At 72.9% G+C, this 26,992-nt stretch carries 21 protein-coding genes; 10 read left to right on the top strand and 11 right to left on the bottom strand.

Going from position 1 to position 26,992, the window contains the following annotated elements; translation table 11 throughout:
• Window positions 1–19 precede the first annotated feature (19 nt).
• From ATL45_RS33385 to ATL45_RS33350, 8 genes are all read right to left on the bottom strand, one after another.
• A complete protein-coding gene (locus tag ATL45_RS33385; RefSeq protein WP_093145772.1) occupies window positions 20–4,267 on the bottom strand; it encodes a cation-translocating P-type ATPase in 4,248 nt (1,415 codons plus the stop codon).
• A 7-nt stretch (window positions 4,268–4,274) separates the two neighbouring features.
• Window positions 4,275–4,631, bottom strand: a complete 357-nt coding sequence (locus ATL45_RS33380; RefSeq protein ID WP_170210415.1) for a hypothetical protein — start codon at window positions 4,629–4,631, stop codon at window positions 4,275–4,277.
• Window positions 4,632–4,694: 63 nt separating this feature from the next.
• Window positions 4,695–5,357, bottom strand: a complete 663-nt coding sequence (locus ATL45_RS33375; RefSeq protein ID WP_093145773.1) for a sirohydrochlorin chelatase — start codon at window positions 5,355–5,357, stop codon at window positions 4,695–4,697.
• Entirely contained in the window at window positions 5,354–5,677 is a 324-nt protein-coding gene (gene nirD, locus ATL45_RS33370) for a nitrite reductase small subunit NirD (protein WP_093145774.1), read from the bottom strand. The genes ATL45_RS33375 and nirD overlap by 4 nt, the downstream gene beginning before the upstream one ends.
• On the bottom strand, window positions 5,674–8,172 hold the full coding sequence (nirB, locus tag ATL45_RS33365; RefSeq protein WP_281276090.1) for a nitrite reductase large subunit NirB: 2,499 nt from the start codon (window positions 8,170–8,172) through the stop codon (window positions 5,674–5,676). Before nirB ends, nirD begins: the two co-directional genes overlap by 4 nt.
• 152 nt (window positions 8,173–8,324) lie before the next feature.
• Entirely contained in the window at window positions 8,325–9,674 is a 1,350-nt protein-coding gene (locus ATL45_RS33360; protein WP_093145776.1) for an FAD-dependent oxidoreductase, read from the bottom strand.
• Window positions 9,671–11,731: a molybdopterin oxidoreductase family protein gene (locus ATL45_RS33355; RefSeq protein ID WP_211841507.1), complete on the bottom strand. Its 2,061-nt coding sequence runs from the start codon at window positions 11,729–11,731 to the stop codon at window positions 9,671–9,673. The genes ATL45_RS33360 and ATL45_RS33355 overlap by 4 nt, the downstream gene beginning before the upstream one ends.
• 1 nt (window position 11,732) lies before the next feature.
• Entirely contained in the window at window positions 11,733–13,112 is a 1,380-nt protein-coding gene (locus ATL45_RS33350; RefSeq protein WP_093145778.1) for a nitrate/nitrite transporter, read from the bottom strand.
• 150 nt (window positions 13,113–13,262) lie between these two features.
• Here ATL45_RS33350 and ATL45_RS33345 point away from each other — a divergent pair, with 150 nt between their 5' ends.
• Window positions 13,263–14,081 (top strand): SIR2 family NAD-dependent protein deacylase, encoded by an 819-nt coding sequence (locus ATL45_RS33345; protein ID WP_177241901.1) that lies wholly within the window; start codon window positions 13,263–13,265, stop codon window positions 14,079–14,081.
• Between the two features lie 212 nt (window positions 14,082–14,293).
• The gene (locus ATL45_RS33340) at window positions 14,294–15,583 is read left to right on the top strand and encodes an NlpC/P60 family protein (RefSeq protein ID WP_246025695.1); all 1,290 of its coding nucleotides are present in this window, start codon (window positions 14,294–14,296) and stop codon (window positions 15,581–15,583) included.
• 43 nt (window positions 15,584–15,626) lie between these two features.
• Here the strand turns inward: ATL45_RS33340 and ATL45_RS33335 are convergent, their stop codons facing one another.
• Complete coding sequence (locus ATL45_RS33335; protein ID WP_093145780.1) at window positions 15,627–16,109, bottom strand: GNAT family N-acetyltransferase; 483 nt, start codon at window positions 16,107–16,109, stop codon at window positions 15,627–15,629.
• Window positions 16,110–16,294: 185 nt separating this feature from the next.
• On the opposite strand from ATL45_RS33335, the gene mobA reads away from it, so the two are divergent.
• From mobA to ATL45_RS33305, 6 genes are all read left to right on the top strand, one after another.
• Window positions 16,295–16,867 carry a molybdenum cofactor guanylyltransferase gene (gene mobA, locus ATL45_RS33330; protein WP_093145781.1) on the top strand — a complete coding sequence of 191 codons (573 nt, stop codon included), beginning with the start codon at window positions 16,295–16,297 and terminating at the stop codon, window positions 16,865–16,867.
• A 210-nt stretch (window positions 16,868–17,077) separates the two neighbouring features.
• Complete coding sequence (locus ATL45_RS33325; protein WP_093145782.1) at window positions 17,078–18,202, top strand: AAA family ATPase; 1,125 nt, start codon at window positions 17,078–17,080, stop codon at window positions 18,200–18,202.
• Window positions 18,203–18,285: 83 nt separating this feature from the next.
• Window positions 18,286–19,167 (top strand): DUF58 domain-containing protein, encoded by an 882-nt coding sequence (locus ATL45_RS33320; RefSeq protein WP_246025895.1) that lies wholly within the window; start codon window positions 18,286–18,288, stop codon window positions 19,165–19,167.
• A 2-nt stretch (window positions 19,168–19,169) separates the two neighbouring features.
• Window positions 19,170–20,150: a VWA domain-containing protein gene (locus ATL45_RS33315; RefSeq protein WP_177241902.1), complete on the top strand. Its 981-nt coding sequence runs from the start codon at window positions 19,170–19,172 to the stop codon at window positions 20,148–20,150.
• Between the two features lie 113 nt (window positions 20,151–20,263).
• Entirely contained in the window at window positions 20,264–20,851 is a 588-nt protein-coding gene (locus ATL45_RS33310) for a class I SAM-dependent methyltransferase (RefSeq protein ID WP_093145785.1), read from the top strand.
• A gap of 29 nt (window positions 20,852–20,880) precedes the next feature.
• On the top strand, window positions 20,881–21,606 hold the full coding sequence (locus ATL45_RS33305; protein WP_093145786.1) for an MgtC/SapB family protein: 726 nt from the start codon (window positions 20,881–20,883) through the stop codon (window positions 21,604–21,606).
• A gap of 134 nt (window positions 21,607–21,740) precedes the next feature.
• On the opposite strand, the gene trxA is transcribed toward ATL45_RS33305, so the two are convergent.
• Both trxA and ATL45_RS33295 read right to left on the bottom strand, forming a co-directional pair.
• Window positions 21,741–22,094 (bottom strand): thioredoxin, encoded by a 354-nt coding sequence (gene trxA, locus ATL45_RS33300; RefSeq protein ID WP_093145787.1) that lies wholly within the window; start codon window positions 22,092–22,094, stop codon window positions 21,741–21,743.
• 78 nt (window positions 22,095–22,172) lie between these two features.
• Window positions 22,173–25,028: an FAD-binding and (Fe-S)-binding domain-containing protein gene (locus ATL45_RS33295; protein ID WP_093145788.1), complete on the bottom strand. Its 2,856-nt coding sequence runs from the start codon at window positions 25,026–25,028 to the stop codon at window positions 22,173–22,175.
• 181 nt (window positions 25,029–25,209) lie between these two features.
• Between ATL45_RS33295 and fabG the strand changes: the two genes are divergently transcribed.
• Both fabG and fabI read left to right on the top strand, forming a co-directional pair.
• The gene (gene fabG, locus ATL45_RS33290; RefSeq protein ID WP_093145789.1) at window positions 25,210–25,914 is read left to right on the top strand and encodes a 3-oxoacyl-ACP reductase FabG; all 705 of its coding nucleotides are present in this window, start codon (window positions 25,210–25,212) and stop codon (window positions 25,912–25,914) included.
• Window positions 25,915–26,172: 258 nt separating this feature from the next.
• Window positions 26,173–26,940 (top strand): enoyl-ACP reductase FabI, encoded by a 768-nt coding sequence (gene fabI, locus ATL45_RS33285; RefSeq protein ID WP_093145790.1) that lies wholly within the window; start codon window positions 26,173–26,175, stop codon window positions 26,938–26,940.
• Window positions 26,941–26,992 lie beyond the last annotated feature (52 nt).

The raw sequence follows: 26,992 nt of genomic DNA, 5'->3' as shown, positions 1-26,992 counted from the left end.
CGGATGAGAACAGTGCAGGTCAGGAGGCGTTCCGCCGCCACGTCTGCCACATCAGCACCGCCAGTGCCGCAGCGATCGACGTGCCGGCCGCGATGGCCCACTGGTGCGGGAGCAGGGGACTGCTGCCGAAGAACCGGCTGATGCCGGGCAGCTGCACGACGGCGACGAGCAGCACCAGCGAGCCCGCTCCCGCGGCGAGGACCAGCGGCGTGCGGCCCCGCACCGCCAAGGTCTGCGCGAGCTGCGCGGAGACCAGCGCGACCAGGCCGGTGGTGCGCGCTTGAGCGGTGGTGGACAGCGGGCGGGCGAGCAGCCACGCGAGCCCGGCCGCACCGGCCGTGGCCGCGGCGCGGACGTAGACGTCGTGCGCCAGCGCCGAGCCGAGCGAGGCCTCGGGGCCTTCGGCCAGCAGCTTCTCCGGGGTGGCGTGCGGTGGCGGCCGGACCGCGATCGCGATGGCGGGCAGGACGTCGGTGAGCAGGTTGACCACCAGCAGCTGGCGGGCGTTGAGCCCGGCCGTGGGGCTGAGCAGCCCGGTGCCCAGCGCGTAGCCGATCTCGCCGAGGTTGCCGCCCAGCAGGATCGAGAGCGCATCGCGCACCGACGTCCACATCCCGCGGCCTTCGACGATGCCGTCGGTCAGCGTCTCGATGCGGTCCTCGGCGACGACCAGGTCGGCTGCCTCGCGCGCGGCCGGGGTGGCCCGGGAGCCGAACGCGATGCCCACCTGCGCCAGGTTGATCGCCGGGACGTCGTTGGCGCCGTCGCCGGTCATCGCCACCACCCGGCCGCCGGCCCGCAGCCGGCTCACGATGCGGGCCTTCTGCGCCGGGCTGACCCGGGCGAACACCGCGATCCCGGGCAGTTCGCCGGTCAGCTGCTCGTCGTCGAGCCGGTCCAGCTCCGCGCCGGTGAGCACCCGCTTGCCGCCGAGCACGCCCAGCTCGGCGGCGATGGCCTCGGCGGTGCTGGGGTGATCGCCGGTGATCATGATCACGTCCACGCCTGCACTGCTCAGCTGCGCGACGGCCTCGGCGGCGGCCGGGTGCACCGGATCGGCCAGCCCCAGCAGGCCGACGAACTCCAGCTCGTCCACATCGGACTCGGTGAGCTCGGTGGCGGCGGTGGCGGCGCGCTCGGCCACCGCCAGCAGCCGGTAGCCGTCCGCGGCCAGCCGCTCGATCTCGCGGTCGACTTCCGCCCGCGCTGCGGCGTCGAACGCCTCGCTGCCCTCCGCGGTCCGCCGGCGGGCGCACCGGTCGAGCACGACTTCCGGGGCGCCCTTGACCGAGAGCAGGCCGTCGACGCGCACCGCGTGGAAACCCCGCGACGGCTCGAAGGGCAGCTCCGCCAGCACGGTTTCCTCCGCCGCGACACCGGCGGCGCGGGCGCCGTCGAGCACGGCCCGGTCGGTCAGGTGGGGGAGCGGGTGCTCGTCGCTCTGCCTGGGCGTGGCCCGCACGCCCGCGGCCACGATCTCCCGGTGCCACTCGTCGAGGTGCGCGGTGGGCTGAGCGGTGCGGCCGTCGGAGATCTGGCCGAGCGCGATCCTGCCCTGCGTGAGGGTGCCGGTCTTGTCGAAGCACAGGGCATCGACCCGGCCCAGCGCCTCGATCGTGGCGGGGCTGCGCACGAGCACACCGCGCCCGGCCAGGCGGCGGGCTGCGGCGAGCTCGGCGAGCGTGGCGACGAACGGAACGCCTTCGGGCACGGCGGCCACCGCCAGTCCCACGGAACGCGCGACGGTCTGACCGAGCGGCACACCGCGCAGCAGATCAGCGACGAACAGGACACCGCCCGCGCCGATGGAGACCGGCAGCAGCTTCTTCGTGAGCTCGCCCAGCCGGGCTTCGACGCCGTTGCCGGTCTCCGGCGCGCTGGTCCGCGCGGTGCGCCCGAGCTCGGTGTGCGTGCCGACCGCGACGACCACGGCTGTGCCGGTCCCGCTCGCCACGGCCGTGCCCTGGTAGACCATGCAGGTGCGGTCGGCGACGTCGGGCGCGGTGGTGGCCGCGATGTCCTTGACGACCAGCTGGGACTCGCCGGTCATGCTGGACTCGTCGACCTCCAGGCCGTCGGTGGACAGCAGGCGGCAGTCGGCGGGCACCCCGTCACCGGCGCGCAGCTCGACGACGTCGCCGGGCACCAGCTGGTCGGCCGGGACCACCTCGACGGCGCCTTCGCGCCTGCGCCGCGCGGGCACCTGCCCGGCGTCGAGCAGCCGGGTCAGCTCCCGGTCGGTGGCGACCCGCTGGACGCCGTCCACCAGCGCGCTGGCCAGCAGCACGCCGACGATCAGCGCCGCGTCGACCACCGAGCCCAGTCCGGCGGAGATGACGGCCCCGGCGCCGAGCACTGGCGTGATCGGGGTGATCAGGCCCGCCGCGGTCGCCCGGGCGATGCCAGGCCGGGCCCGGCCGCGATCGCGGTGCTGGTGCCGGGAAGCGGCGATGGCCCCGCTCAGGCCCTGCTCCGAACTGGCCAGTGTGGACAGTGCCGCGTCCGGGGGCATGGCGTGCCACGGCGTGCGCTCCTGCGGGATCGGCGGAGCGCGGTCGGCCGCGCGGATTCCCGCCCAGGTTCCGGTGAACAGCGCCGTCAGGGTGGTCGCTTGCGCTGGCATCGAAGCGCGCGCCGGAGCGCCGCGAGCTGGGCCGAACGCGGCGAACAGCGCTCCCGAGCAGGAACCGACGACCGACAGCAGCGCCGCGTTTCGGCTGGCCGCGCGGGCGTTCTCGGTCGCGGACAACAACATGTGGACGACATCGGCCCGCGGGCACAGCACATCGGCGCCCCACGGCGTCTGGTCCGGTGTGGACAGTCCGATGCCGATGTCCGCCGCTGTCAAGGCGGCGTCGGCGCGGGCGGAGACCACGGCGACCACCGCGCCCTCGGCCTGCAGGCGCCGCACCGAGCGCGCCAGCCGGTCCCCGCCGGGCACGACCCGCTCCAGCGGGAGCCTGCCGTCCAGCCGGTCGCCTGCGACCACCGCAGCACCGTTCGCGCGGGCCGCTTCCACGAGCGCTTCGGCCAGCGGATCGAGCTCGTCGACGACGTCGACCCGCGCGACGACCTCGCCGCGGTGCCGCAGCACCGCACCGCCCGACTGCGGCCCGGCCGACCAGTCACCGAGAACCTTCTCCGCCGTCGGGTCCTGCGGATCGACGAGCTGGCTGGCCCGGACGAACAGCTCCGCGGCATCGGCCTCCGGATCCACTGGCACCACGGAGTCCACCGCGCGGCGGCCGGTCAGCAGCACCGGAGCGTCGAACACGACGGTGTCGACGCGGTCGAGCCTGCGCAGCGCATCGGGATCCAGGACGAGCCCGCCGCGTGCCGAGATCGCGGTGGTGAGCTGCGCGGCGAAGGCATCGCGCCCGGCTTTGGCGGGCCGCGGCACCCCGGCCACCAGCATGGCCAGCGCGCGATGCGGATTGCGCGAGGCGGCGAGCACGGTGCCGTAGCCGGCCAGCGCTGCCGTGCCGGAGACACCAGCGGCCCGCTCGACGAGGCCGTCCGGAACCGGCTGCGGGCGCGGCTCGACGGCGACCGGATCGCAGCGGTGCACCGAACTCCGCTCCCACTCGGCCCAGGCCTGCTGCCGGGCGAGCATCTCGCGCGAGGCGCAGAACCGGACGCACAAGTGCGTGAACACGCCGAGCGGACTCCGGGACAACCCGTGCGAGACGGCGCCACCGAGCGCGAGCAGGTTGTCCGCCGACGCGCGGCCGAGCTTGCGCTCCAGCTCCCGGCGCATCCACGGCACGGTATCGACCAGCGACACCACGGCGGGCAGCAGCGGTGGCAGCACGCGCACCGGCAGCAGCGCGGCCGCGGTGGCGTAGCCGAGCCCGGCCAGGCTGATGACCAGCGCGGCCGATTCGCGGAGCACCGGCTCGGCGTTGGCCGGGTGGGCGGTGGTGCGCGGGGACATCTCCGCGTCGTCCAGGCCGTGCTCGCCCTCGACGTCGGAGATCAGGCTGGACAGCGCTGCGATGTCCACGCCCGGTTCGTGCTCGACGACAACGCGCCCGAGCACGCCGTTGATCTCGGCGCGGCGCACGCCGTCGACCGCCGCGATCCGGCCCTCGACCTCGCGGGCCGTGGCCTCGGAGCCGGGTTCGTGCAGGCCGCGGACCTCCAGGTGGCTGCGGCGCCGACCGGCCCACACCCGGCGACCGGCGGGCGTGGACGTCGTGGTGCGGGCCGCCTGCAGCACCGGTGAGGCGACCTCGGCTGCTTTGGCGAGCAGCCGGCTCAGTGGCATCTCGCGCTCAGCTCTTGCCCGCCTCCTTGTGGGCGCTGCTCTTGCCCGTCTCCTTGTGCACGCTGCGCTGCATGAGCGCATTGCCGATGCCGATCGCCGCCGCGACCGGCCACTCGATGACGCTGAACGCCGCCGCCGCGGTCAGCCCGCCGTAGAACAGCAGCTGGTCGCGGGAGGGCAGCTGATGGCGCACGGTGTCGACGGCGGAGGCGACGTTCTCGCCACCGGGCAGCGGGATCTTGGCGGTGTGCAGCTCAGCCGTCACGTAGGGCACGGGGATCGCCGGAGCCTCGTGGCGGCTCTTGCTCGCGGGTTGCCGACGGGTGGTGCGGTGCGCGGTACTGGAACTCGTCGTGCTGGACATCTGGACAACCCCCTCGACCGAACGTGATGCCGTAGCAATCGGTGTACCCCGCCGACCGGGTTTTCAGGCAGCGGGCACCACGCGGCGGGCCTGCCGGTAGCGGCGCGCGACCAGCCGCACCACGGCCGGGTGGTCGCCGATCGGCTCGGCCAGGCCGGCCACCGGCAGCTCCGCCAGCCGCCGGTGGAACAGGCCCGGGGCCAGCAGGTACGGCGCGATGAAGTCGGCAGGGCCGCAGACCTCGGCGGTGGCCGGGGCGGCCGTGGTGACGAAGCTCGGGACCGGCCACTGCCCGCAGCGGCGGCCCAGCAGCCGCGCAGCCACGCGCACGTCGGCCAGCGCCCTCGCGTCGGAGGACCCGGCGGCGGAGAGCACGATCCGCTTGCCGGGCCGCCACCCGGCCGCGTCCAACCGCGTCCGCATCGCCTCGACGAGCTTCGGGGCCGGGCCCAGCGCCGGTGCGAGCACGACGTCCGGCCGCCCGCAGGCGGCGATCTGCCCGGGCAGGTCGGTGCGCACGTGGTACCCGGCGGCCAGGAACGCGGGCACCACGACCACCGGGCCGTCGAGGCTCTCCAGCGCTTCGGCCGCGGTCGGCCCGATGACGTCGACGTAGCCCACCCGCACCGGCACGCCCAGCCGTTCGGCCGCTGCGGCGGCCAGCCGCTCGACCACCCGGGGACCGGCCGGATCGCGGGTGCCGTGGGCCACCAGCAGCAGGTTCACGGCAGCGCGACCTCCACGACGTCGGCCCGGCGCCGGACCGGGTAGACCGGCAGCCGCGCCGCCGGATCGTCCAGGCACAGCCCGGTGCGAAGCGAGAAGACCTGCTTGAGCATCGGTGAGGCGACGGTGGGCTCACCGCCGCGGTCGCCGACGATGCCGCGGCTGATCACTCCGGCTCCGCAGAACGGGTCGACGTTGCCGACCGCGAACAGCTCGTCGTCGCGCGTGCGGAACACCGCCACCGCCCGGTCGTGGACCAGCGCGGGGACCCCGCACTCGGGCGGCAGCAGGTCGAGTTCGCAGATCCGTTGCCAGTTCACCTGGACACCTCCTGGGTTGCGACGGCGGGCATCGGCAGCACCACCGGCCCGGGCCGGATCTGACCGCGCTCCCGCACGAAGCGGATGGTCGGGTCCGGCGCCTCGGGGGCGTTGACGAAGGAGACGAAGCGGGCCAGCTTGGCCGGATCGGCCAGCACTCCGGCCCACTCGTCGGAGTAGTCCTCGACGTGGCGGCGCATGGCCGCCTCCAGCTCCTCGGCGATGCCCAGCGAGTCCTCGACGACGACCTCGCGCAGGTGCTCCAGACCGCCGTCCAGCGACTCCACCCAGGCCGAGGTGCGCTGCAGCCGGTCGGCGGTGCGCACGTAGAACATCAGGAACCGGTCGATCAGCCGGATCAGCCGCTCGTCGTCGAGGTCGGCGGCCAGCAGTTCGGCGTGCCGGGGTGCGAACCCGCCGTTGCCGCCGACGTAGAGGTTCCAGCCCTTGTCGGTGGCGATCACGCCGAAGTCCTTGCCGCGCGCCTCGGCGCACTCGCGGGCGCACCCGGAGACTCCGGCCTTGATCTTGTGCGGCGCCCGCAGTCCGCGGTAGCGCAGCTCCAGCCGGATGGCCATGCTCACCGAGTCCTGCACGCCGTAGCGGCACCAGTCGTCGCCGACGCAGGACTTCACGGTGCGCAGCGCCTTGCCGTAGGCGTGCCCGGACTCGAACCCGGCGTCGACCAGCCGCCGCCAGATCAGCGGCAGCTGCTCCACCCGCGCGCCGAACAGGTCGATGCGCTGCCCGCCGGTGATCTTGGTGTAGAGGCCGAAGTCCCGCGCCACCTCGCCCAGCACGATCAGCTTGTCCGGGGTGATCTCCCCGCCGGGCACCCTGGGCACCACCGAGTAGGTGCCGTTGCGCTGCAGGTTGGCCAGGAACCGGTCGTTGGTGTCCTGCAGCGCGGCCTGCTCGCCGTCGAGGATGTGCCCGTGGCCGAGGCTGGCCAGCACGGAGGCCACGGCCGGCTTGCAGATGTCGCAGCCGCGCCCGCTGCCGTGCTTGCCGATCAGCTCGGAGAAGGAGCTCGTCCCGGTGGCCCGGACGATCTCGAACAGCTCGCTGCGCGACTGCGGGAAGTGCTCGCACAGCGCCTTGGAGGTGGCCACCCCGCACTCGCCGAGCAGGTTCTTGAGCATCGGCACGCACGAACCGCAGCTGCTGCCCGCTTTAGTGCAGGCCTTGATCCCCGGCACGTCGGTGAGCCCGTGCTCGGCGATGGCCGCGGTGATGTCCTGCTTGGTGACGTTGTTGCAGGAGCACACCGTGGCGTCGGCGGGCAGCGCACCGGCGTCCACACCGGACCCGGCGGGCAGCAGCAGCTGCTCGGGCGGCGCGGGCAGCTCGCGGCCCACCAGCGGCCGCAGCACCGAGTACGCACCGGCGTCACCGACGAGGACCCCGCCGAGCAGCACCCGTGCGTCGTCGCTGAGCACCAGCTTGGCGTAGGTGCCCGCCGCGTTGTTGGCGTAGACGACCTCCAGCGCGCCTTCGGTCTCGCCGTGCGCGTCGCCGAAGCTCGCCACGTCCACGCCGAGCAGCTTGAGCTTGGTGGACAGGTCGGCGCCGGGGAAAGCACCGCCGCCCAGCCCCATCAGCTGCTCGGCGACTCCTTCGGCCATGCTGTAGCCGGGCGCGACCAGCCCGTAGCAGCGGCCCTGCACCGCGGCGCACTCGCCGATGGCCCAGACGTTCTCGTCCGCGGTGCGGCAGAACTCGTCCACCAGGATCCCGCCGCGCTCGGCGCGCTCCAGTCCGGCGATCCCGGCCAGCTCGTCGCGCGGCCGGACTCCGGCGGAGAACACCACGAGCTCGGTGCCGATCAGCGTGCCGTCGGCCAGCGTCACGCCGCGCACCCGGCCGTCGCCGTCGATGGACTTCGTCGCCGCACCGCAGTGCACGGTCAGCCCGAGATCGCCGACCAGGCGGCCGAGCACCTGACCGCCGCCCTCGTCGACCTGCAGCGGCATCAGCCGCGGCGCCATCTCCACGACGTGCGGGCGCATCCCCAGCAACCGCAGCGCGTTGGCCGCTTCCAGCCCGAGCAGGCCGCCACCGATGACCACGCCCGGCGCGCCCTCGACGGCGGCGGCGCGGATGGCGTCGAGATCCTCGATGGTGCGGTAGACGAAGCAGCCGTCGAGGTCGTGGCCGGGCACCGGCGGCACGAACGGCCGCGAACCGGTGGCCAGCACCAGCGCGTCGTAACCCAGCACCGATCCGTCCGATGTGGACACCGTGCGGGCGGTCCGGTCGACACCGGTCACCGCGGTGCCCAGCCGCAGCTCGACCAGCGGATCGGCCAGCACCTCCGGACCGGTCAGGCTCAGATCCGCCGCGCTCTTGCCGTCCAGGTACGACGACAGCGCGACCCGGTCGTAGGCCGGCCGCGGTTCCTCGCCGAGCACGACGATCCGCCAGCTGCCCGCCGAGTCGCGCGCCCGCAGCTCCTCGACGAGCCGATGCCCGACCATCCCGTGTCCGACGACGATGAGCGTGCGCTGTCCTGCCTCTCCGCGTTTTTCAGTGGTGGTTGCGTCCGGAATCAATCTTGCGATCCGTGGTTTCTCGTGGCTGGGTTGCATCACGGTCCCCTGAGGTGCGGTTTCGCAGGACTTCGGTTGACGCGGGACTGTCAGACGTGTCATGCGACGCCCTCTTTCTGGTGTTCGGTGCGTTCGGCCAGGGCTGCGCAGAGGCTCGCGACGTCGTCGGCGCAGCCACCGCAGCCCGTGGTCGCCCGCGTCGCCCTGGCCAGCTCGGCCACCGAGCGGGCGCCGCCCTGCCAGGCGGCGGTCAGCGACTTCCTGGTGACGTTGTTGCAGCGGCAGATCACCGCTTCCACGGGCAGCTCGCCGGGGACGGCGGCGGGAGTGCCCAGCAGCAGCGCGAGGCGGTCGGCGGGCACCGGCAGATCCCGGTCGTGCAGCTGCGTGACCGAGGCGATGGCCGCCGGGAAGCCGAGCAGCACCGCGCCGGCGATCCGCTCGTCCCGCAGCGCCAACTTGGCGTAGCGGCCCCGCGCCGGGTCGGAGAGCGTGACGACCTCGGCGTCCGCGCTGTCGAGGACGCCGATCGAGACCAGCTCGACACCGCGCGCCTTGAGCCTGGTGACCGCGCGGGTGCCGGGATATCCCGCGTTCCCGCCGCAGAGCACGTCGGCGAGCACGTCGGCCTGCTCCCACGCCGAGGCGATCAGTCCCGGGGTGCTGCCGTCGTGCTCGGCGCAGTCGCCGATGGCGTGGATGCGCGGATCGCTGGTGCGCAGCTGGTCGTCCACCACGACCCCGCGACGCACCGCCAGCCCGGCCCGCACGGCCAGCGTCGTCTCCGGCACCACACCGGTGCAGGCGATCGCCAGCCGGGCCGGGACCTCCTCGCCGCTGTCCAGGATCAACCGTCCCGACCGGTGGGCGACCGCGTTCCCGGACCGGATGCCGATCCCGAGCTCGCCGAGCCGGTGGGCCAGCAGCCTGCCACCGACCGGATCCAGCTGGCGCTCCATCAGGTGCGGCTGCGAGTGCACCAAGGTCACCTCGTGACCTCGCGCCACCAGCGCCCGCGCCGCTTCGACACCGAGCACCCCGCCGCCCAGCACGGCCAGCGGACCGGTCGCGCCTTCGATGCGTTCGCAGTCTGCCAACGTGCGCAGCGGTACGAGCCCGGTGATCTCGGGCAGCCGCGGCCGGGAACCGGTCGCCAGCACCAGGACGTCGTAGCCGATCTCCTCGCCGGTACCGGTGCGCACGATCCGGCGGTCGCGGTCGATCCCGGTGGCGGTCACGCCCAACCGGACCTCGGCGTCCACATCGGGCAGTCGCACCGCCTCGGCGGGCAGCTCCCCGGCCAGCACCGAGCCCAGCAGCACCCGGTTGTAGGCGGGATGCGGTTCCTCGCCCAGCACCGCGATCGGCCCGGTGCGGCCCAAGGCCCGCAGCCGCTCGACCAGCCGGTGCGCGGCCGGGCCGTTGCCGATGACGACGATCCGGCTCACCCGGCGATCACCTCCGGCTCGATGCGCACCGAGCTGACCTTGAACTCCGGCATCCGGCTGCGCGGGTCGAGCGCGTCGCCGGTGAGCAGGTTCGCGCGGCCCGTCCCGGGGAAGTGGAACGGCAGGAACACGGTGTCGGTGCGCATGGTGGCGACCACCCGCACCCGCGCGAGCGCGCTGCCGCGCGGGGAGATCACCCGCGCCAGCACGCCGTCGGCGAGTCCGGCGCGGTGGGCGGTGTCCGGGTGGATCTCCACGAACGCCTCGGGAGCGGCCTCGTTGAGCTCGGCGACCCGCCGGGTCTGCGCTCCGGACTGGTACTGCGCGAGCACCCGGCCGGTGGTGGCGGTCAGCGGGAACGCCTCCTGCGGGCCCTCGGCCGGATCGCGGTGCTCGACGGCGGCGAAGCGGGCCAGCCCGTCGGAATGGGCGAAGGAGTCCAGGAACAGCCGCGGCGTGCCGGGGTGCTCGGTGTCCGGGCACGGCCAGTGCAGCGCTTCGCCGGCGTCGAGCCGCTCGTAGCTGATCCCGGAGTAGTCGGCCTTGCCACCGGCCGAAGCGCGGCGCAGCTCGTCGAAGACCTCGCGCGGGCCGGTGGGGTAGCGGTGGCCCGGCTCGCCCAGCCGCACGGCCAGGCCGTGCAGGACTTCCAGGTCGCTGCGCGCATGCCCGGGCGGCACCTGCAACCGGCGGCGCCGCAGGACCCGGCCCTCCAGGTTGGTCATGGTGCCCTCCTCCTCGGCCCACTGCGTGACCGGCAGCACCACGTCGGCTATTCGCGCGGTCTCCGACGGCACGAAGTCGGCCACCACCAGCAGGTCCAATGTGGAGAGACGATCGCCGATGTGCGCGGCGTTGGGAGCCGAAACCACCGGGTTGGAGCCGAAGACCAGCAGCGCGCGCGGCCCGTTCGCGGTGCCCAGCGCGTCCAGCAGCTCGTAGGCGCTGCGACCCGGGCCCGGCAGCACCTCGGGCGGCACGCCCCAGACCCCGGCCACGTGCTCGCGCGCCCGCGGATCGTCGATCATCCGGTAGCCGGGCAGCTGGTCGGCCTTCTGGCCGTGCTCGCGCCCGCCCTGCCCGTTGCCCTGCCCGGTCAGGCAGCCGTAGCCGCTCCCGATCCGGCCCGGCAGGCCGAGCGCGAGCGCGAGGTCGATGAACCCGGCGACGGTGTCGGTGCCCTTGCTGTGCTGCTCCGCGCCGCGCCCGGTGAGCACGTAACCGCTCCCGGCCTCGGCGAGCATCCGCACCGCCTGGCGCTGCGCGGACACCGGAACCCCGGTCACCCGCTCGACGCGTTCCGGCCACCAGGTCATCGCCCGCTGCCGGGTCGCTTCGAACCCGGTCGTGCGGGCCGCGATGTAGTCCTCATCGGTCCAGCCGTCGACCACCGCGACGTGCAGCAGTCCCAGCACCAGCGCCAGATCGGTGCCGGGCGCGGGTTGCAGGTGCAGCGCGGCGCGCTCGGCGGTGGCCGTGCGGCGCGGGTCGATCACGATCAGCTGGGCGGAGCGCAGGTGCTGCATCAGCGGCGGCATCGTCTCGGCCGGGTTGGCCCCGGCCAGCAGGACCACGTCCGCGCCGCCGAGGTCGGTGACCGGGAACGGCAGCCCGCGGTCCACCCCGAACGCGGCATTGCCCGCCGCCGCGGCCGAGGACATGCAGAACCGGCCGTTGTAGTCGATCTGGCTGGTGCCCAGCGCCAGCCGGGCGAACTTGCCGAGCAGGTAGGCCTTCTCGTTGGTCAGCCCACCGCCGCCGAACACCCCGACGGCGTCCGGCCCGTGCTCGTCGCGGAGGCGCCGCACACCGTCGGCGACGACGCCCAGCGCGGTGTCCCAGTCCACCGGGGTGAGCACGCCGTCCCGGCGCACCAGCGGGTGCTGCAACCGGTCCGCCACGTCGAGGAGCGCCGGAGCGGTCCACCCCTTCTGGCACAGACCTCCCCGGTTGACCGGGAAATCGGTGGGCCGGACCGAAACCCCGCGCCGCTCGCGGGTCAGCTGGGTGCCGCACTGCAGCGCGCAGTAGGGGCAGTGCGTGGCGACCGTCCGCAGCTCAGGCACGGGTGACCTCCGCCTCCGGCCGCGCGGCGGGTGCCTCCGCGCGCGAATCCCGCAGGTAGATCGCCCAGGTCACGAGCACGCAGAGCAGGTAGTAGCCGAGGAACACCAGCAGCGCCGAGTCGCCGCTGGCGGCCTCGCCGCCGTAGGAAGCGCGGAACGCCAGGTTGATGCCCACGCCGCCGAGCGCGCCGATCGCACCGGCGATGCCGATGACCGCGCCGGACAACCGGCGGGCGCGGGCGAAGGCCGCGATCGCTTCTCCGCCGTCGGTGACCTCGTCCTCGGCTCCCCGGGCGAAGATCGCGGGGATCATCTTGTAGGTCGACCCGTTGCCGACACCGGTCAGCACGAACAGCGCGATGAACGCCGCCACGTAGCCCGCGAACGAACCCTGCGCCGAAGCGAGCAGCAGCGCCGCGGTGCCGGCGGTCAGGCCGCCGAACGTCCACGCCGTCACCCGGGCGCCGCCGAGCCGGTCCGAGAGCCACCCGCCTGCCGGGCGGGCGACCGAACCCAGCAGCGGGCCGAGGAAGGTCCAGCCGGCCGCCTGCAGCGGGGTGAAGCCGAACTCGGTCTGCAGCACCAGGCCGAAGGCGAAGCTGTAGCCGATGAACGAGCCGAAGGTGCCGATGTAGAGCAGCGAGATCCACCAGGTGTGCCGGTTCGCGGCGGCCTCCCGGAGCGCGCCGGGCCGGGCCCGCACCGAGTCCACGTTGTCCATGAACAGCGCCGCGCACAGGGCGGCCAGCACGATCAGCGGCAGGTAGACCGCCGCGACGTAGGCCGGGCTGGTGCTGCCCGCCACGGCGATCACCAGCAGGCCGACGACCTGCACCGCCGCCACCCCGAGGTTGCCGCCGCCCGCGTTGAGCCCCAGCGCCCAGCCCTGGTGCCGCTGCGGGAAGAACGTCGTGATGTTGGTCATCGACGAGGCGAAGTTCCCGCCGCCGACCCCGGCCGTCGCGCCGATGAGCAGGAAGATCCACAGCGGCGTGCCCGGCTGCTGCACGAAGTAGCAGGCCAGCGCGGCGGGCACCAGCAGCACCGCGGAGCTGAAGATTGTCCAGTTGCGGCCGCCGAAGCGGGTCACCGCCGCGGCGTAGGGCAGCCGCAGCACCGCGCCCACCAGGTTCGGCGTGACCACCAGCAGGAACTTCTCGGCGGCGGTGAACGGCAGGCCGATCTCCGGCGACATGAACAGCACCAGCACCGACCAGATGCTCCAGACGGAGAACCCGATGTGCTCCGAGATGATCGAGAAGATCAGGTTGCGCCGGGCCACAGCTCTTCCGGTGGTCTCCCAGAACTCCTCGTCCTCGGGGTTCCAGCCCTCGATCCAGCGGCTCCCGCGCGCCGGTGCTCTCGCGGTCATTCGGCTCCTCCCGTCGGTTGACCCGAAGTTAGGAAGCCGGTGTTTCACCCGGGTGCGCCCGGCGTTACCGGGATGCAAACCGAGGTGTGATCGGGGAGACGGCGGGCGGTGGCATCCCGTCCCGGGCTTTCGTGGCACCGTGTAGGCGTGATGCGACGAGGCACGGGCGATTGGCAGCGGGCGCGTGAGCTGTTCGGCGGAGCGCGCCGGGTCACCGCCCTGACCGGGGCCGGGGTGTCGACCTCAGCGGGCATTCCCGATTTCCGCGGCCCCAACGGGGTGTGGACCAAGAACCCCGCGGCCCAGCGCCTCACCGACATCGACAGCTACGTCGCCGACCCGCAGGTGCGCGAGCAGGCGTGGCGCAACCGCGCCGAGCACCCGGCCTGGCACGCCGAGCCCAGCGCCGCGCACCGCGCGTTCGTCGACCTGGACCGCTCCGGGCGGCTCCGCGCGCTGCTGACCCAGAACATCGACGAGCTGCACCAGCGCGCCGGCCTGGACCCGGACAAGGTGCTGGAGCTGCACGGCACGATCTTCCAGGTGGTGTGCCTGGACTGCGGTGCGGTCGGCCCGATGGCCGCGACGCTGGAGCGGGTGGCCGCCGGGGAGCCGGATCCGCCCTGCCGGTCCTGCGGCGGCATCCTCAAGTCCGCCACCGTCTCCTTCGGCCAGTCGCTGGATCCCGACGTGATCCGGGCCGCGCAGCGCGCCGCGCTGGACTGCGACCTGTTCCTCGCCGCAGGCACCTCGCTTACCGTCCACCCGGCGGCCGGTCTCGTCGAGCTCGCCGTCAAGGCCGGTGCCCAGCTGATCATCTGCAACGCCGAGCCGACGCCCTACGACGAGCTGGCCGCGGCGGTCGTCCGCGACCCGCTGGACGAGGTGCTGCCCGGACTGGTCGGCGCCCCGCTGGTCGAACCGACCCGCCCGCTGCACACCTGGGGCGACCCGAGCACCTGGTCCTGAGCCCCTGTCGATCACTGAGCGTCATCATCCCAATGGCTGGGAGCGTTTGTTACCCGTGTGGCTGATGTTGCGCATGTCGTGAACGGTCCCAGTGGTGCATTAGGGGCGAAAGTGGCAAAGTTTGAGGCCGTCGTGTGGCCCATTCAGCCCAATGAATGACAGCTGAATGGGCGTACCAGCCGGAGGTGACGGTCGTGCCAGGAAGTCGAAACGTGCGTAGAACCGCCGCCATCGCGCTGCTCGTCGCCCTCGGGGTGGCGACACCGGGCGTCGGGGCGGCGGTGCCGCCACCGCCGCCGAACCCCAGCGACGCCGAGCTCCAGGCCGGCCGCGCGCGGTCGCAGCAGGTGGCCGGGCAGGTCGGGGAACTGGCGAACCGGCTGGCCGAGGCGGAATCCCGGCTGCTCGACCTGCAGGCGCAGGTCGAGGTCAAGATGGAGGACGCGAACAAGGCGAGGGTCGACCTGGGCCGGGCGGAGAACGCCTACGACGACGCCCGCCGCGCCGCGGAATCGGCCGCCGTCGAGGCAGGCGTGGCCGCCCAGCACATCGAACAGCAGCGCCAGCGCGTGGACCGGTTCGTGGCGGGCAGCTACCGGCAGGGCAGCCAGGTGGGCTCGGCGACCGCGTTCGTCGGTTCCCGGACGCCGCAGGACGTGCTCGACCGGGCGCTGTTCCTGGACGTGATCAGCAAGTCCGAGCTCGACGTGCAGGACGATCTCGAACGCGCCCGCGTGGAAAAGGTCAACAAGGACTCGCTGGCCCGGGCCGCGCTGGAGGAGGCCGAGGCCAAGCGCCAAGAGGCCGACGAAGCCCGCCGCGCGGCGGAGGCGGCCGAGCGGGCGGCGGTCACCGCCCAGAACACCCAGGCCGACCAGGCCCGGCAGCTGGAGACCGACAAGTCCGGGGTCGAGGCGCAGCTGGCCGAGGCCCGCTCGCACGTGTCCGGCCTGGAGCAGCAGCGCGGTCAGTACCAGGGCTGGCTGGCCGACAAGGAGCGCGAGGAGGCGGCTGCGGCGCAGGCCGCCACCCAGTCGACGGGCTCCCACGTCCCGGCGCGGCCGGCGGCCCCGGCCAGCGGCCGGTCGGTCGAGGTGGTGATCAGCCGGGCGCTGTCCCAGCTCGGCGTGCAGTACGCCTGGGGCGGCGGCAACTCGCGCGGGCCGACGCGCGGCATCCGCGACGGGGGAGTGGCCGACTCCTACGGCGACTACGCCAAGACCGGTTTCGACTGCTCCGGGCTGATGATCTACGCGTTCGCCGGCGCGGGCATCTCGCTCGACCACTACAGCGGCTACCAGTACCAGTCCGGGCGCCGGGTGCCGCTGTCGCAGATGCGCCGCGGCGACATGCTGTTCTGGCAGACCCGCGGCCGGATCCACCACGTCGCCCTGTACCTGGGCAACGGCAAGATGGTGGAAGCGCCGTACTCGGGTTCCCGGGTCCGCGTGACGTCGGTCCGCTACGGCGGCATCGCCCCGTACGCGGTCCGCATGCTCTGACCGGAGCCCGGAGGGCAGGCCGCGCGGCCTGCCCTCCGGTGCTTCACACCGCCTTCGTGTAGCTGACGTTCGGGAACGGCGTGAAGCCGAGCGATTCGTACAGCGCACGAGCCGGAGCGTGGAAATCGTCTCCGCCGGTGCTGATCGAGATCACCTCCGCACCCGCGGCGCGCATGTGTGCCATGGCGTGTTCGGCGAGCGTAGCGCCGATGCCGAGCCGCCGGTGCGCCGGGGAGACGGCCAGGATGTCGATCTCACCGTGCTGTTCGGCAGTCTGGAGGATCCAGCCGGTGAACCCGGCGATCTGCCCGTCCGCCCGGGCGACGGCGGCGAACTTGCCGCTTTCCGGGGCGTGCAGGCGGGCGAGGTGCCGCCGGTAGTCCTCCCGCCAGTCGCCGTGGCGGTTGGCGAAGACGGTCTCGCCGACGTGCGGGCGGTACGAGTCCTCGAAGAACGGCCCGAAGACGGTCACGGCCAGGTCGAGCAGAGCGGGGAGATCCGCGGGATCGAGTGGACGGATGTCCATGGTGGAAATGCCTTTCGCTGAGAGCACGAGCAGCGCCGCTGTCCGGGCGGACAACGGCGATCCGGGTGTTCCTCAGCCGCGAGTGCGGGTAGCCGCGTAGCACTCCACGGCGCGAAACGTACCAGCAACGACAGTGCGCGCGGGCCGGATGGTGGAGGGCTTCCGGCGGCTGGAAGCATTGCGGTGTGGCGGAATTCGCGGCGGTGGTGCTGGCAGGTGGCCGAGCGCGTCGGCTGGGCGGGGTGGACAAGCTCCTGCTGCCGATAGCAGGCCGGACCCTGCTCGATCGCACGCTGGACGCGGTCGCGGCCGCCGACCCGCTGGTCGTGGTCGGCCCGCGGCGCACCACGGCCCGGCCGGTGCGCTGGACGGCGGAGGATCCACCGGGCGGCGGCCCGCTGGCCGGGCTCCAGGCCGGATTGGCTCGGCTCCCGCTGGAAGCGCGCGTCGTCGCGGTCCTCGCCGGGGATCACCCGCACCTGACACCGGCCACGATCACCAGACTGCTCGACGCGCTGCGCGCAGCCCCGGAAGCTGCCGGAGCAGTGCTCAGCGATTCCGGCGAACGCTTGCAATGGCTGGTGGGGGTGTGGCGCGCCGGTGCACTGCGCGAGGCGATGCCCGCCGATGTCAGGAACCGCCCGCTCCGCGCGGTCCTGGCCCCGCTGGCTCCGCTGACCGTCCCGGCGATCGAGGCCGAAGCCTCCGATGTGGACACGCCGGAGGATCTCCGCAGGGCTGACCCCACGAGCGAATGAGGAGCGCTCACCGCGCATCCCGGGCGCGCCATCTGGTCAGCGTGATCGATGAGTTCAGTGTCAATCGAAATCAACCCGCTTTACCGGGGTCATACCGGCTGTGGGGTTGGGTGGGGTCGGCGCAGTGCCCCCGCGCGGTCGCGCGGCGGGGACGTGCCAGGATCTTGATCGGCCGGGAACGGCCGGACCGACGACAGGAGGCTGGGAGAAGTGACCGAGGCCGGCAACGGTGAGAGCGGGGGCGCCGGAGCCGCGGCGGCGCGTCCGGCGGACCAGGTGAGCACTCCGGCGCGCGATGCGCAGCTGCTCGAACGCACCGTGTTCGAGGTCAAGCGCGTGATCGTCGGGCAGGACCGGCTCGTGGAGCGGGTGCTGACGGGATTGCTGGCCAAGGGCCACATCCTGCTGGAAGGTGTTCCCGGTGTGGCCAAGACGCTCGCGGTCGAGACCTTCGCGCGGGTCGTCGGAGGCAGCTTCTCGCGCCTGCAGTTCACCCCCGACCTCGTGCCCGCGGACATCCTCGGCACCCGCATCTACCGGCAGGGCAGCGAGCGCTTCGACGTCGAGCTCGGCCCGGTGCTGGCCAACTTCGTGCTGGCCGACGAGATCAACCGCGCTCCGGCGAAGGTCCAGTCGGCGCTGCTGGAGGTGATGGCCGAGCGGCACGTCTCCATCGGCGGCCAGAGCTACCCGATGCCCTCCCCGTTCCTGGTGCTGGCCACCCAGAACCCGATCGAGAACGAGGGTGTCTACCCGCTGCCGGAGGCGCAGCGCGACCGCTTCCTGTTCAAGCTCCCGGTCGAGTACCCGACCGCGGAGGAGGAGCGGGAGATCATCTACCGGATGGGCGTGGCGGCCCCGGAGCCGAACGCGGTGCTCAACCCGGACGAGCTGATCCGGCTGCAGAAGGTGGCCGCCTCGGTGTTCGTGCACCACGCGCTGGTCGACTACGTGGTGCGCCTGGTGGTGGCCACCCGGCTGCCCAACGAGCACGGGCTCTCCGACATCGCGAGCTGGGTGTCCTACGGCGCCTCGCCGCGCGCCAGCCTGGGCATCATCGCCGCCGCGCGGGCCCTGGCGCTGGTGCGCGGGCGCGACTACGTGCTTCCGCAGGACGTGGTGGACGTGGTGCCGGACGTGCTGCGGCACCGGCTGGTGCTCTCCTACGACGCGCTGGCCGACGGCATCCCGGTGGAGCACATCGTCAACCGGGTGCTGCAGACCGTGCCGCTGCCGCAGGTCTCGGCCCGTCCGCAGGCCGGCCCGCCCGCGCCCGCCCCGGTCGGCGGGCCCGGTTACGGCCAGCCGCAGCACGCGCCCAACCCGCACCAGTGAGGAGCCAGGGCGTGCCGGCAGCCGCTCAACCGACGAGTGGGGACCGCCCCAGCTGGGCGCCTCCATCGCTGGACACCGGGCGGATGGAGGCGGCGCTGAAGTCGCTGGAGCTGAGCGTGCGCGGCCGGCTGGACGGCCTGCTGCAGGGCAACCACCTCGGACTGGTGCCCGGGCCGGGCACCGAGCCGGGGGAGGCGCGGGTCTACCAGCCCGGCGACGACGTGCGGCGGATGGACTGGGCGGTCACCGCCCGCACCGCCGAACCGCACATCCGGCAGACGGTCGCCGACCGGGAGCTGGAGACCTGGGTCGCGATGGACCTCTCGCCCAGCCTGGACTTCGGTTCGGCGGCCTGCGACAAGCGCGAGCTGGCCGTCGCGGCGCTGGCCGCGGTGGTGTTCCTGACCAGCGGCGGCGGCAACCGGATCGGTGCCGTGCTGGACAACGGCACCGGCCCGGTGCGGCTGCCCGCGCGCGGTGGCGCGGCGCACGCGCGAGCGCTGCTGCGGAAGGCGGCCGGAACACCGCGAGCTGAAGAAGGCACGCGCGGCGACCTCACCCGGCTGCTGGAGTCGCTGCGCCGCCCGCCGCGTCGGCGCGGGCTGGCGGTCGTGGTCTCGGACTTCCTCGGCCCGACGGACTGGCAGCGCGCGCTGCGCGGCCTGGGCTCCCGGCACTCGCTGCTGGCCGTGGAGGTGCTGGACCCGCGCGATGTGGAGTTGCCCGACGTGGGAACGGTGCTGCTGTCGGACCCGGAGACCGGCAAGCAGCGGGAGGTGCACACCACCCCGGTGCTGCGCAAGGAGTTCGCCGCGGCCGCCGCGGCGCACCGCGAGGAGGTGGCGGCGGTCCTGCGCCGCGCCGGTTGCGCGCACCTGGTGTTACGGACGGATTCGGACTGGATCGCCGACGTCGTGCGGTTCGTGGTGGCCCGCAAGCGCGGTTGGTCCGGAGGAGCTTCTTGATGTTGAGTTTGTCGGGATTCACCGCTCCGTGGTGGTTCCTGCTGCTGTTCGTGGTCGCGGCGCTGGTCGCCGGTTACCTGTGGGCGATGCGGCGCCGCCGCCGGGACACGGTGCGGTTCAGCAACCTGGAGGTGCTCGACCAGGTCGCCGCCCGGCGGCAGGGCTGGTGGAAGCACGTGCCGCCCGCCATGCTCGCGGTGGCGCTGATCATGCTCACGGTGGCGCTGATGGGCCCCACCGCGGAGCAGCGCATCCCGCGCAACCGGGCCACGGTGATGCTGACCATCGACGTGTCGCTGTCGATGAAGGCCACCGACGTCGAGCCCAGCAGGCTGGAGGCGGCGAAGGTCGCGGCCAAGGAGTTCGCCGACAAGCTGACGCCGGGCATCAACCTCGGGCTGGTGTCCTTCGCGGGCACCGCGACCGTGCTGGTGATGCCCACGACCGACCGGGCGGGCGTCAAGCAGGCCATCGACAGCCTCAAGCTGGCCGAGGCCACCGCCACCGGTGACGGGATCAACGCCTCGATGCAGGCCATCGACTCCTTCGGCAAGATGGTCGGCGGCCCGGCCGGGGCCCCGCCCGCGCGGATCGTGCTGATGGCCGACGGCGGTCAGACGATCCCGCGCGACATGGACGCCCCGCGCGGTGCTTACACGAAGGCGCGGGAGGCGCGGAAGATCGGCGTCCCGATCTCCACGATCTCCTTCGGCACCAGGCACGGCAGCATCGAGATCCAGGGCCAGCAGGAGTTGGTCGAGGTCGACGACGAGGCGATGCAGGAGATCGCGAAGCTCTCCGGCGGCGAGTTCCACAAGGCGGCCAGCGCCGAGCAGCTCCGCGAGGTCTACGCCACGCTGGGCGAGCAGATCGGCTACGAGACCAAGCACACCGACGCCAGCAAGCCGTGGCTGGTGCTGGGCACGCTCACCGCGATCATCGCCGCCGGGGTCTCCATGTTCACCGGTCGCAGGCTGCCGTGAGCAAGTGTTGGCGCCGAGTTGCGCGGGTGGTCACCTAGCGGAATCCCGGACGCCGACCGGCTCCGCGATGCTCGGCCGGGCACGGGGGCCGGGCGGCGATCGGAGTGGCGCAGGTGGGAACGGCAGCGGGTTTTCTGTGGGAGTTCGTCAAGTCGCCGACCACGACCGCCGCGGTCGGGCCCAGCTCGCGGGCGCTGGCCGAGCAGATGGTGGCGCCCATCCCGCACCGCGGTGACCCGGTCGTGGTCGAGCTCGGGCCGGGAACCGGTGCGTTCACCGAGGTGATCCAGCGCAGGCTCGGCGGGCGCGGGCACCACCTGGCCCTGGAGCTCAACTCGCGGTGGGCGGCGCAGCTGGGGGAGCGGTTCCCGGGTGTGGAGTCGGTGTGCGCGAACGCCCGGGAGCTCCCGGCGCTGCTGCGCGAGCGGGAGTTGCGAGCCGACGTCGTGGTGAGCGGGCTGCCCTGGGTGGCGCACGCGCCGGTCGACGGGGTGCCGCTGATCCGGCTGGTCGCCGATTCGCTGGCGCCGGGCGGAGCGTTCACGCAGTTCGCCTACACCTGGACGCGGTGGGCGCCACCGGCCCGCCGTCAGCTGGCGGACCTGCGCGCGGAGTTCGAGGAGACGGTGATCAGCCGCACGGTGTGGCGCAACCTGCCGCCCGCGGTGGTTTACCTGGCCCGGCGGCCGCGGCGATCGTGACCTGACACGCGCGGTGCTACGTTCCAGGGGTGTCGTCGGACGCCGTGGTGGCCGGCCTCGGTGAGATCCCGCTGCTGATCGAGCTGGGGACCGCGCTGTTGTTCTCGAGCCTGATCGGGCTGGAGCGGGAGATCCGGGCCAAGAGCGCCGGGATGCGCACGCACGCCCTGGTGGGGGTCGGTGCGGCGCTGTTCATGCTGGTGTCCAAGTACGGCTTCGGCGATCTGCTGGTCTTCGACCGCGTGTCGCTGGACCCGTCGCGGGTGGCCGCGCAGATCGTCTCCGGCATCGGGTTCATCGGCGGCGGGCTGATCTTCGTGCGCCGCGACGCGGTGCGCGGGCTGACCACGGCGGCGACGGTGTGGGTGGTGGCCGCGGTGGGGATGGCCTGCGGCAGCGGGCTGGTGGTGCTGGCGGCGGCGACCACGGCTGTGCACTTCCTGGTGGTGATCGGCTACCCGTGGCTGTTGCACCTGCTGCGCAGGTCGCTGCGCGAGCCGCAGGTGCTGCGGATCGGCTACCTCGACGGCTACGGGGTGCTGCGCAGCGTGCTGACCCTGTGCACCAGCAGCGGCTGGACGGTGATGGACCTGGAGGTCGAGCGGGAAGACACCGACGACGAGCAGCAGCGCACCGCGGTGGTCGCGCTGCGGTTGCGCGGGAAGACACCGGTGAGGGAGCTGGTCGGGCAGATCAGGAGCCTGCCCGGTGTGGTGCACACCGCCGTCGGCGAATCGGTCGATCCGGGCTTCTGAACGCCCGCGATTTCCATTGAATTTGCGGTCCCCGGCCGCATCCGTCGGAGTGTCGGCACCCAACACGCCGACTGTGCGCAACTTCCATTGAAATTGGAGATCAGATTTCAATGGAAGTTGCGTGGGAAGCCGGGTCAGCTGGTGGCGTTCTGCTTGACCTCTTCCATGTCCAGGTCGCGGGCCTGGCCGATGAGGTCGTCGAAGACGTTCTCGGGCAGCGCGCCCGGCTGCTGGAAGACCAGCACGTTGTCGCGGATCACGGCCAGCGTCGGGATGGACTGGACGTTGAACGCGCCGGCCAGTTCCGGCTGGGCCTCGGTGTCGACCTTGGCGAAGGTGATGTCCTCGTGCTTGTCCGAGGCGCGGTCGAAGACCGGGGCGAACTGCCGGCAGGGGCCGCACCAGGACGCCCAGAAGTCGATGATCACGAAGCCGTTGTCCTGGACGACCTCGTCGAAGTTGTCCTTGGTGAGCTCGACCGTTGCCATGTGGATTCCCTTCAGACGGTGGTTACCGGGACAACACCGCGGGCCCGCTGCGGCATTCCCGGGTGGCTGCCGGTTCTGTCACCGCTGGGGCCGGTCGAGGGCGCGGGCGACGAGGGTGGCCAGGTGGACGGGTTCGACACCGACCGTCTGGCGCAGCTGGGTGCGGCAGCTGAACCCGTCGGCGACGACCTCGGTTCCCGGCGCGGCGGCGCGGACGGCCGGGAGCAGGCCCTGTTCGGCGCAGGCGATCGAGACGTCGTGATGACCGCGTTCGAAGCCGAAGTTGCCGGCCAGTCCGCAGCATCCCGCGTCGAGCACGTGCGCGCGCGTCCCGGTGGCCTCCAAGGTGGCCTGGTCGGCGGTGAACCCGAGGTCGGCGTGCTGGTGGCAGTGGACCTGCACCAGCGCTTCCCGGTCCTGCTCCGGGAGCTGCCACCGGTCGCGGGTCGGTTCGACCCATTCGGCGAAGGTGCGGGTCGCCGCGGCCAGGGCGGCCACGTCGAGGTCACCGGGGGCGAGTTCCAGCGCGTCGTTGCGCAGGAACGCGGTGCAGCTGGGTTCCAGGCCGATCACCGGCAGCCCGCGCTCCAGCAGCGGGCGCAGCGTGCGGGCGGTGCGGCGGACCGCGCGGCGGGCGGTGCCGAGCTGGCCGGTGGAGTGCCACGTCAGTCCGCAGCAGACCGGCTCGCGGGGGATCTCGACGGTGTGGCCGAGGGCTTCGAGCGCGGTGACCGCGTCGCGCCCGATGTGCGGGTCGAAGTGGTTGGTGAAGGTGTCCGGGAAGACCACCACGCGTGGGGTGGTGCCGTCCCGCCGTTCCGACCACCACGCCTGTAGTGTTCGCGCGGCCAGTTCCGGCACTTCCCGGCGCGCGTCGATCCCGCCGAGCCGTTTGAGCAGCGGCGCCAGCGGTCCGGAGAGCACCCGGTTGACCAGCTGCGGGGCGTGCCGGCCGAGCCTGAGCCACAGCGGGAGGAAGCCCATCGAGTAGTGCGCGGCCGGGCGCGGCCTGCGCCGGTAGTGCTGGTGCAGGAACTCGGCCTTGTAGGTGGCCATGTCGACGTCGACCGGGCAGTCGGACTTGCAGCCCTTGCAGGACAGGCACAGGTCGAGCGCTTCGCGGACCTCCGGCGAGCGCCAGCCGCCTGTGATGACGCGGCCGGCCAGCATCTCGAACAGCAGGTGGGCGCGGCCGCGGGTGGAGTGCTTCTCGTCGCGGGTCGCCCGGTAGCTCGGGCACATCACCCCGCCTGTGGTGTTGAGGCACTTGCCCATGCCGACGCAGCGGCGGGTCGCGGCGGCGAGGTCGCCGGAGTCGGCGTGCAGCGCCAGCGCGGTGCGCGTCGGGATCCGGGCCGGGGCCACCAGCGGGCGCACATCGGCGTCGACCGGCCGCGGGTGCACGATCTGCCCGGGGTTGAGCAGCCCGGCCGGGTCGAAGGCGGCTTTGAACCGCTCGAACGCCCTGATCACCTCCGGCGGGTACATCCTGGTCAGCAGCGCGGAGCGGGCTTGGCCGTCGCCGTGCTCGCCGGAGACCGAGCCGCCGTGCGCCACGACGAGGTCGGCGGCGGCTTCCAGGAAGGAGCGGTACTGCGCCGTTCCGGGAGCGGACAGCAGGTCGAAGTCGATGCGGACGTGGATGCAGCCGTCGCCGTAGTGGCCGTAGGTCACGCCGCGGCGGCCGAACCGCGCCAGCAGCGCGTCGAACTCCCGCAGGTAGGAACCCAGCCGCTCGGGCGGGACGGCGGCGTCCTCCCAGCCCGACGAGCGCTCCGAACCGGCCATCCTGGTCGAGTACCCGGAACCCTCCTCGCGGATCTTCCACAGCGCCGCCATCCGCGCCGGATCGGTGTGCACGACGCTCTCCGCGCGCTCGCCCATCGCGCGGACGATGTCGCCGGCCGCGGCTTCGGCCTCGCCGAGATCCGCTCCGCCGCTCTCCACCAGCAGCCAGCTGCGCCCGCCGGGCAGCAGCGGCAGCGCGGGCGAGGCGGGGTTGCGCTGCCGCACCACGTCGACCAGCTCCGAGCTGAGCCCTTCGATGGCCAGCGCACCCAGCCCGCGCAGCCGGGGGACCTCGTCGGCCGCGGCGTAGGTGTCGGAGAACCCGAGCACGGTCAGAGCCCGCACCGCCGGCGCGGACACCAGCTGCACGGTCGCGCCCAGCACGATCGCGCAGCCGCCCTCGGTGCCGACCAGGGCGCGGGCCAGGTGGAAGCCGTTCTCCGGCAGCAGCTGGTCGAGGTTGTACCCCGACACCCGGCGCCTCAGGTCGGGGAACGAGCTGCGGACGGTGTCGGCGACCTCGTCCCGCAAGGCCCGCAGGTCCCGGTGCAGGCGGCCGACGCGGTCTTCGCGCGCGCACTGCTCGTCGAGCCGCTCCGGCGAGGTCGCGCCGACTTCGAGCCGGGTCCCGTCGGAGAGCAGCACGTCCAGGGCGTGCACGTTGTCGACGGTCTTGCCCCAGGCGACCGAGTGCGTCCCGCAGGCGTTGTTGCCGATCATCCCGCCGAGCGTGCAGCGGCTGTGCGTGGAGGGATCGGGGCCGAAGGTCAGCCCGTGCCCGGCCACCGCGGATTGCAGCGAGTCCAGCACCACGCCCGGCTGCACGCGGGCCAGCCTGCGGTCGGCGTCGATCTCGACGATCCGGTCGAGGTACCGGGAGAGGTCGAGGACCAGCCCGGTGCCGATGGCGTTGCCCGCGATGCTGGTGCCCGCCCCGCGCGTGGTGATCGGCACACCGTGGCTGCGCGCGATGGCCACGGCGGCGATCACGTCGTCCTCGTCGCGCGGGAAGACCACCCCGGTCGGCACCTGGCGGTAGTTGGAGGCGTCGGTCGCGTAGAGCGCTCGGGTGCCGGGGTCGAAGCGTGCCGGGCCGGTCAGCGCGGCGCGCAGCTCGGCGACGAGGTCAGCGGGCGGGGTGGCCATCGGGCGCCTCCCGGGTCGGTGATCGGCTGCATAGCGCAGTGTGCCTGCCGCCGCGGGTGTAGGCGCACCACGACACGGTGACCGTTTTTCTGTATGGAGGCGACGAGCGGTGATCATCGCCGAACGGATAATGTCGCGGCTGAACCGAATCTTGCGGCATCGTTTCGAGGGGAGATCCACAGTGGCACGGTCCGTACTGGTGACCGGCGGTAACCGCGGCATCGGCTTGGCCATCGCGAAGGCGTTCCAGGCCGCCGGGGACAAGGTCGCGGTCACGCACCGCGGATCGGGTGCACCGGAAGGGCTGTTCGGGGTGCAGTGCGACGTCACCGACCCGGAGCAGGTCGCGGCGGCCTTCGACGAGGTCGAGGCCGCGCACGGCCGGGTCGAGGTGCTGGTGGCCAACGCCGGCATCACCGACGACACCCTGCTGCTGCGGATGAGCGAGGAGCAGTTCAGCCGGGTCATCGACGCGAACCTGGCCGGCTCCTACCGGGTGGCCAAGCGCGCCGCCAGCAGCATGCTGCGCAACCGCAAGGGCCGGATGATCTTCATCTCCTCGGTGGTCGGGCTCTCCGGCGGTGCCGGGCAGGTCAACTACGCGGCGAGCAAGGCGGGCTTGGTCGGCATGGCCCGCTCGATCGCCCGCGAGCTGGGCTCGCGCAGCATCACGGCGAACGTGGTCGCCCCCGGTTTCGTGACCACCGACATGACCGACGCGCTCTCCGAGGAGCGCAAGAAGGAGATCTTCGCCCAGATCCCGCTGGCCCGCTTCGCCGCAGCGGAAGAGGTCGCGGGAACCGTGGAGTGGCTGGCCTCCGACGCCGCGGCCTACATCACCGGCGCGGTGATCCCGGTCGACGGCGGCCTCGGCATGGGCCACTGACCAACCTGATTCCAGGCTCGTTCTGCGTGGCGGTGCGGGTGGTGGCGGAACCTCAGACGCCGTCTGGACTGCGGGAGCCCGTTCTGATGTATGTCCGATACACGGCGAACGGGCTGTCCTCGCCAGGCGACGTCTGAGAACCCGCGGCGGTGCAAGCGCCGAGGGTGGGCTAAGCGGCTGCGCCGCTTCGAAGACAAAGATCAGGGCCAGGCTCAGGCAGCTCGGTACCTGGTGGAAGAAAGCACAGCGGAGGATTTCGTGAGCGGTTTGCTCGAAGGCAAGCGGATTCTGGTCACCGGCGTGATCACCGACGCGTCGATCGCGTTCCACGCGGCCAAGGTCGCCCAGGAGCAGGGCGCCGAGGTGGTGCTCACCGGGTTCGGCCGGATGAGCCTGGTGCAGCGCATCGCGACCCGGCTGCCCAAGCCCGCGCCGGTGATCGAGCTGGACGTGACCAGCACCGAGCACCTGGACGGCCTGGCCGACCGGGTCCGCGAGCACGTCGACGGTCTCGACGGCGTGCTGCACTCCATCGGTTTCGCCCCGGCGTCGTGCCTGGGCGGCGACTTCCTGGCCGCGCCGTGGGAGGACGTCTCCACCGCCCTGGAGGTCTCGGCGTACTCGCTGAAGTCGCTGTCCACCGCCACCCTCCCGCTGCTGGGCGAGGGCGCCTCGATCGTCGGCATGGACTTCGACGCGCGCGTGGCCTGGCCGGCCTACGACTGGATGGGCGTGGCCAAGGCGGCGCTGGAGTCGACCTCGCGCTACCTGGCCCGCGAGCTGGGCCCGAAGGGCATCCGGGTCAACCTCGTCTCGGCGGGCCCGGTGCGCACGATGGCGGCCAAGTCGATCCCCGGCTTCGCCGACCTCGAAGCCGGCTGGGGCGACCGCGCGCCGCTGGGCTGGGACGTCAACGACCCGACCCCGGTGGCCAAGTCGGTCTGCGCTGTCCTGTCGGACTGGCTGCCCAAGACGACCGGTTCGATGATCATGGTCGACGGTGGCGTGCACGCCCTCGGCATCTGAGTGTGGTCCCGCGCGCAGCCGGTGCCCCCGGCTGCGCGCGACCGAGCCGTCG

Source organism: Saccharopolyspora antimicrobica, from assembly GCF_003635025.1.
Classification (GTDB): Bacteria; Actinomycetota; Actinomycetes; order Mycobacteriales; family Pseudonocardiaceae; genus Saccharopolyspora; species Saccharopolyspora antimicrobica.
This window is presented reverse-complemented; position numbering and strand designations above follow the sequence as displayed.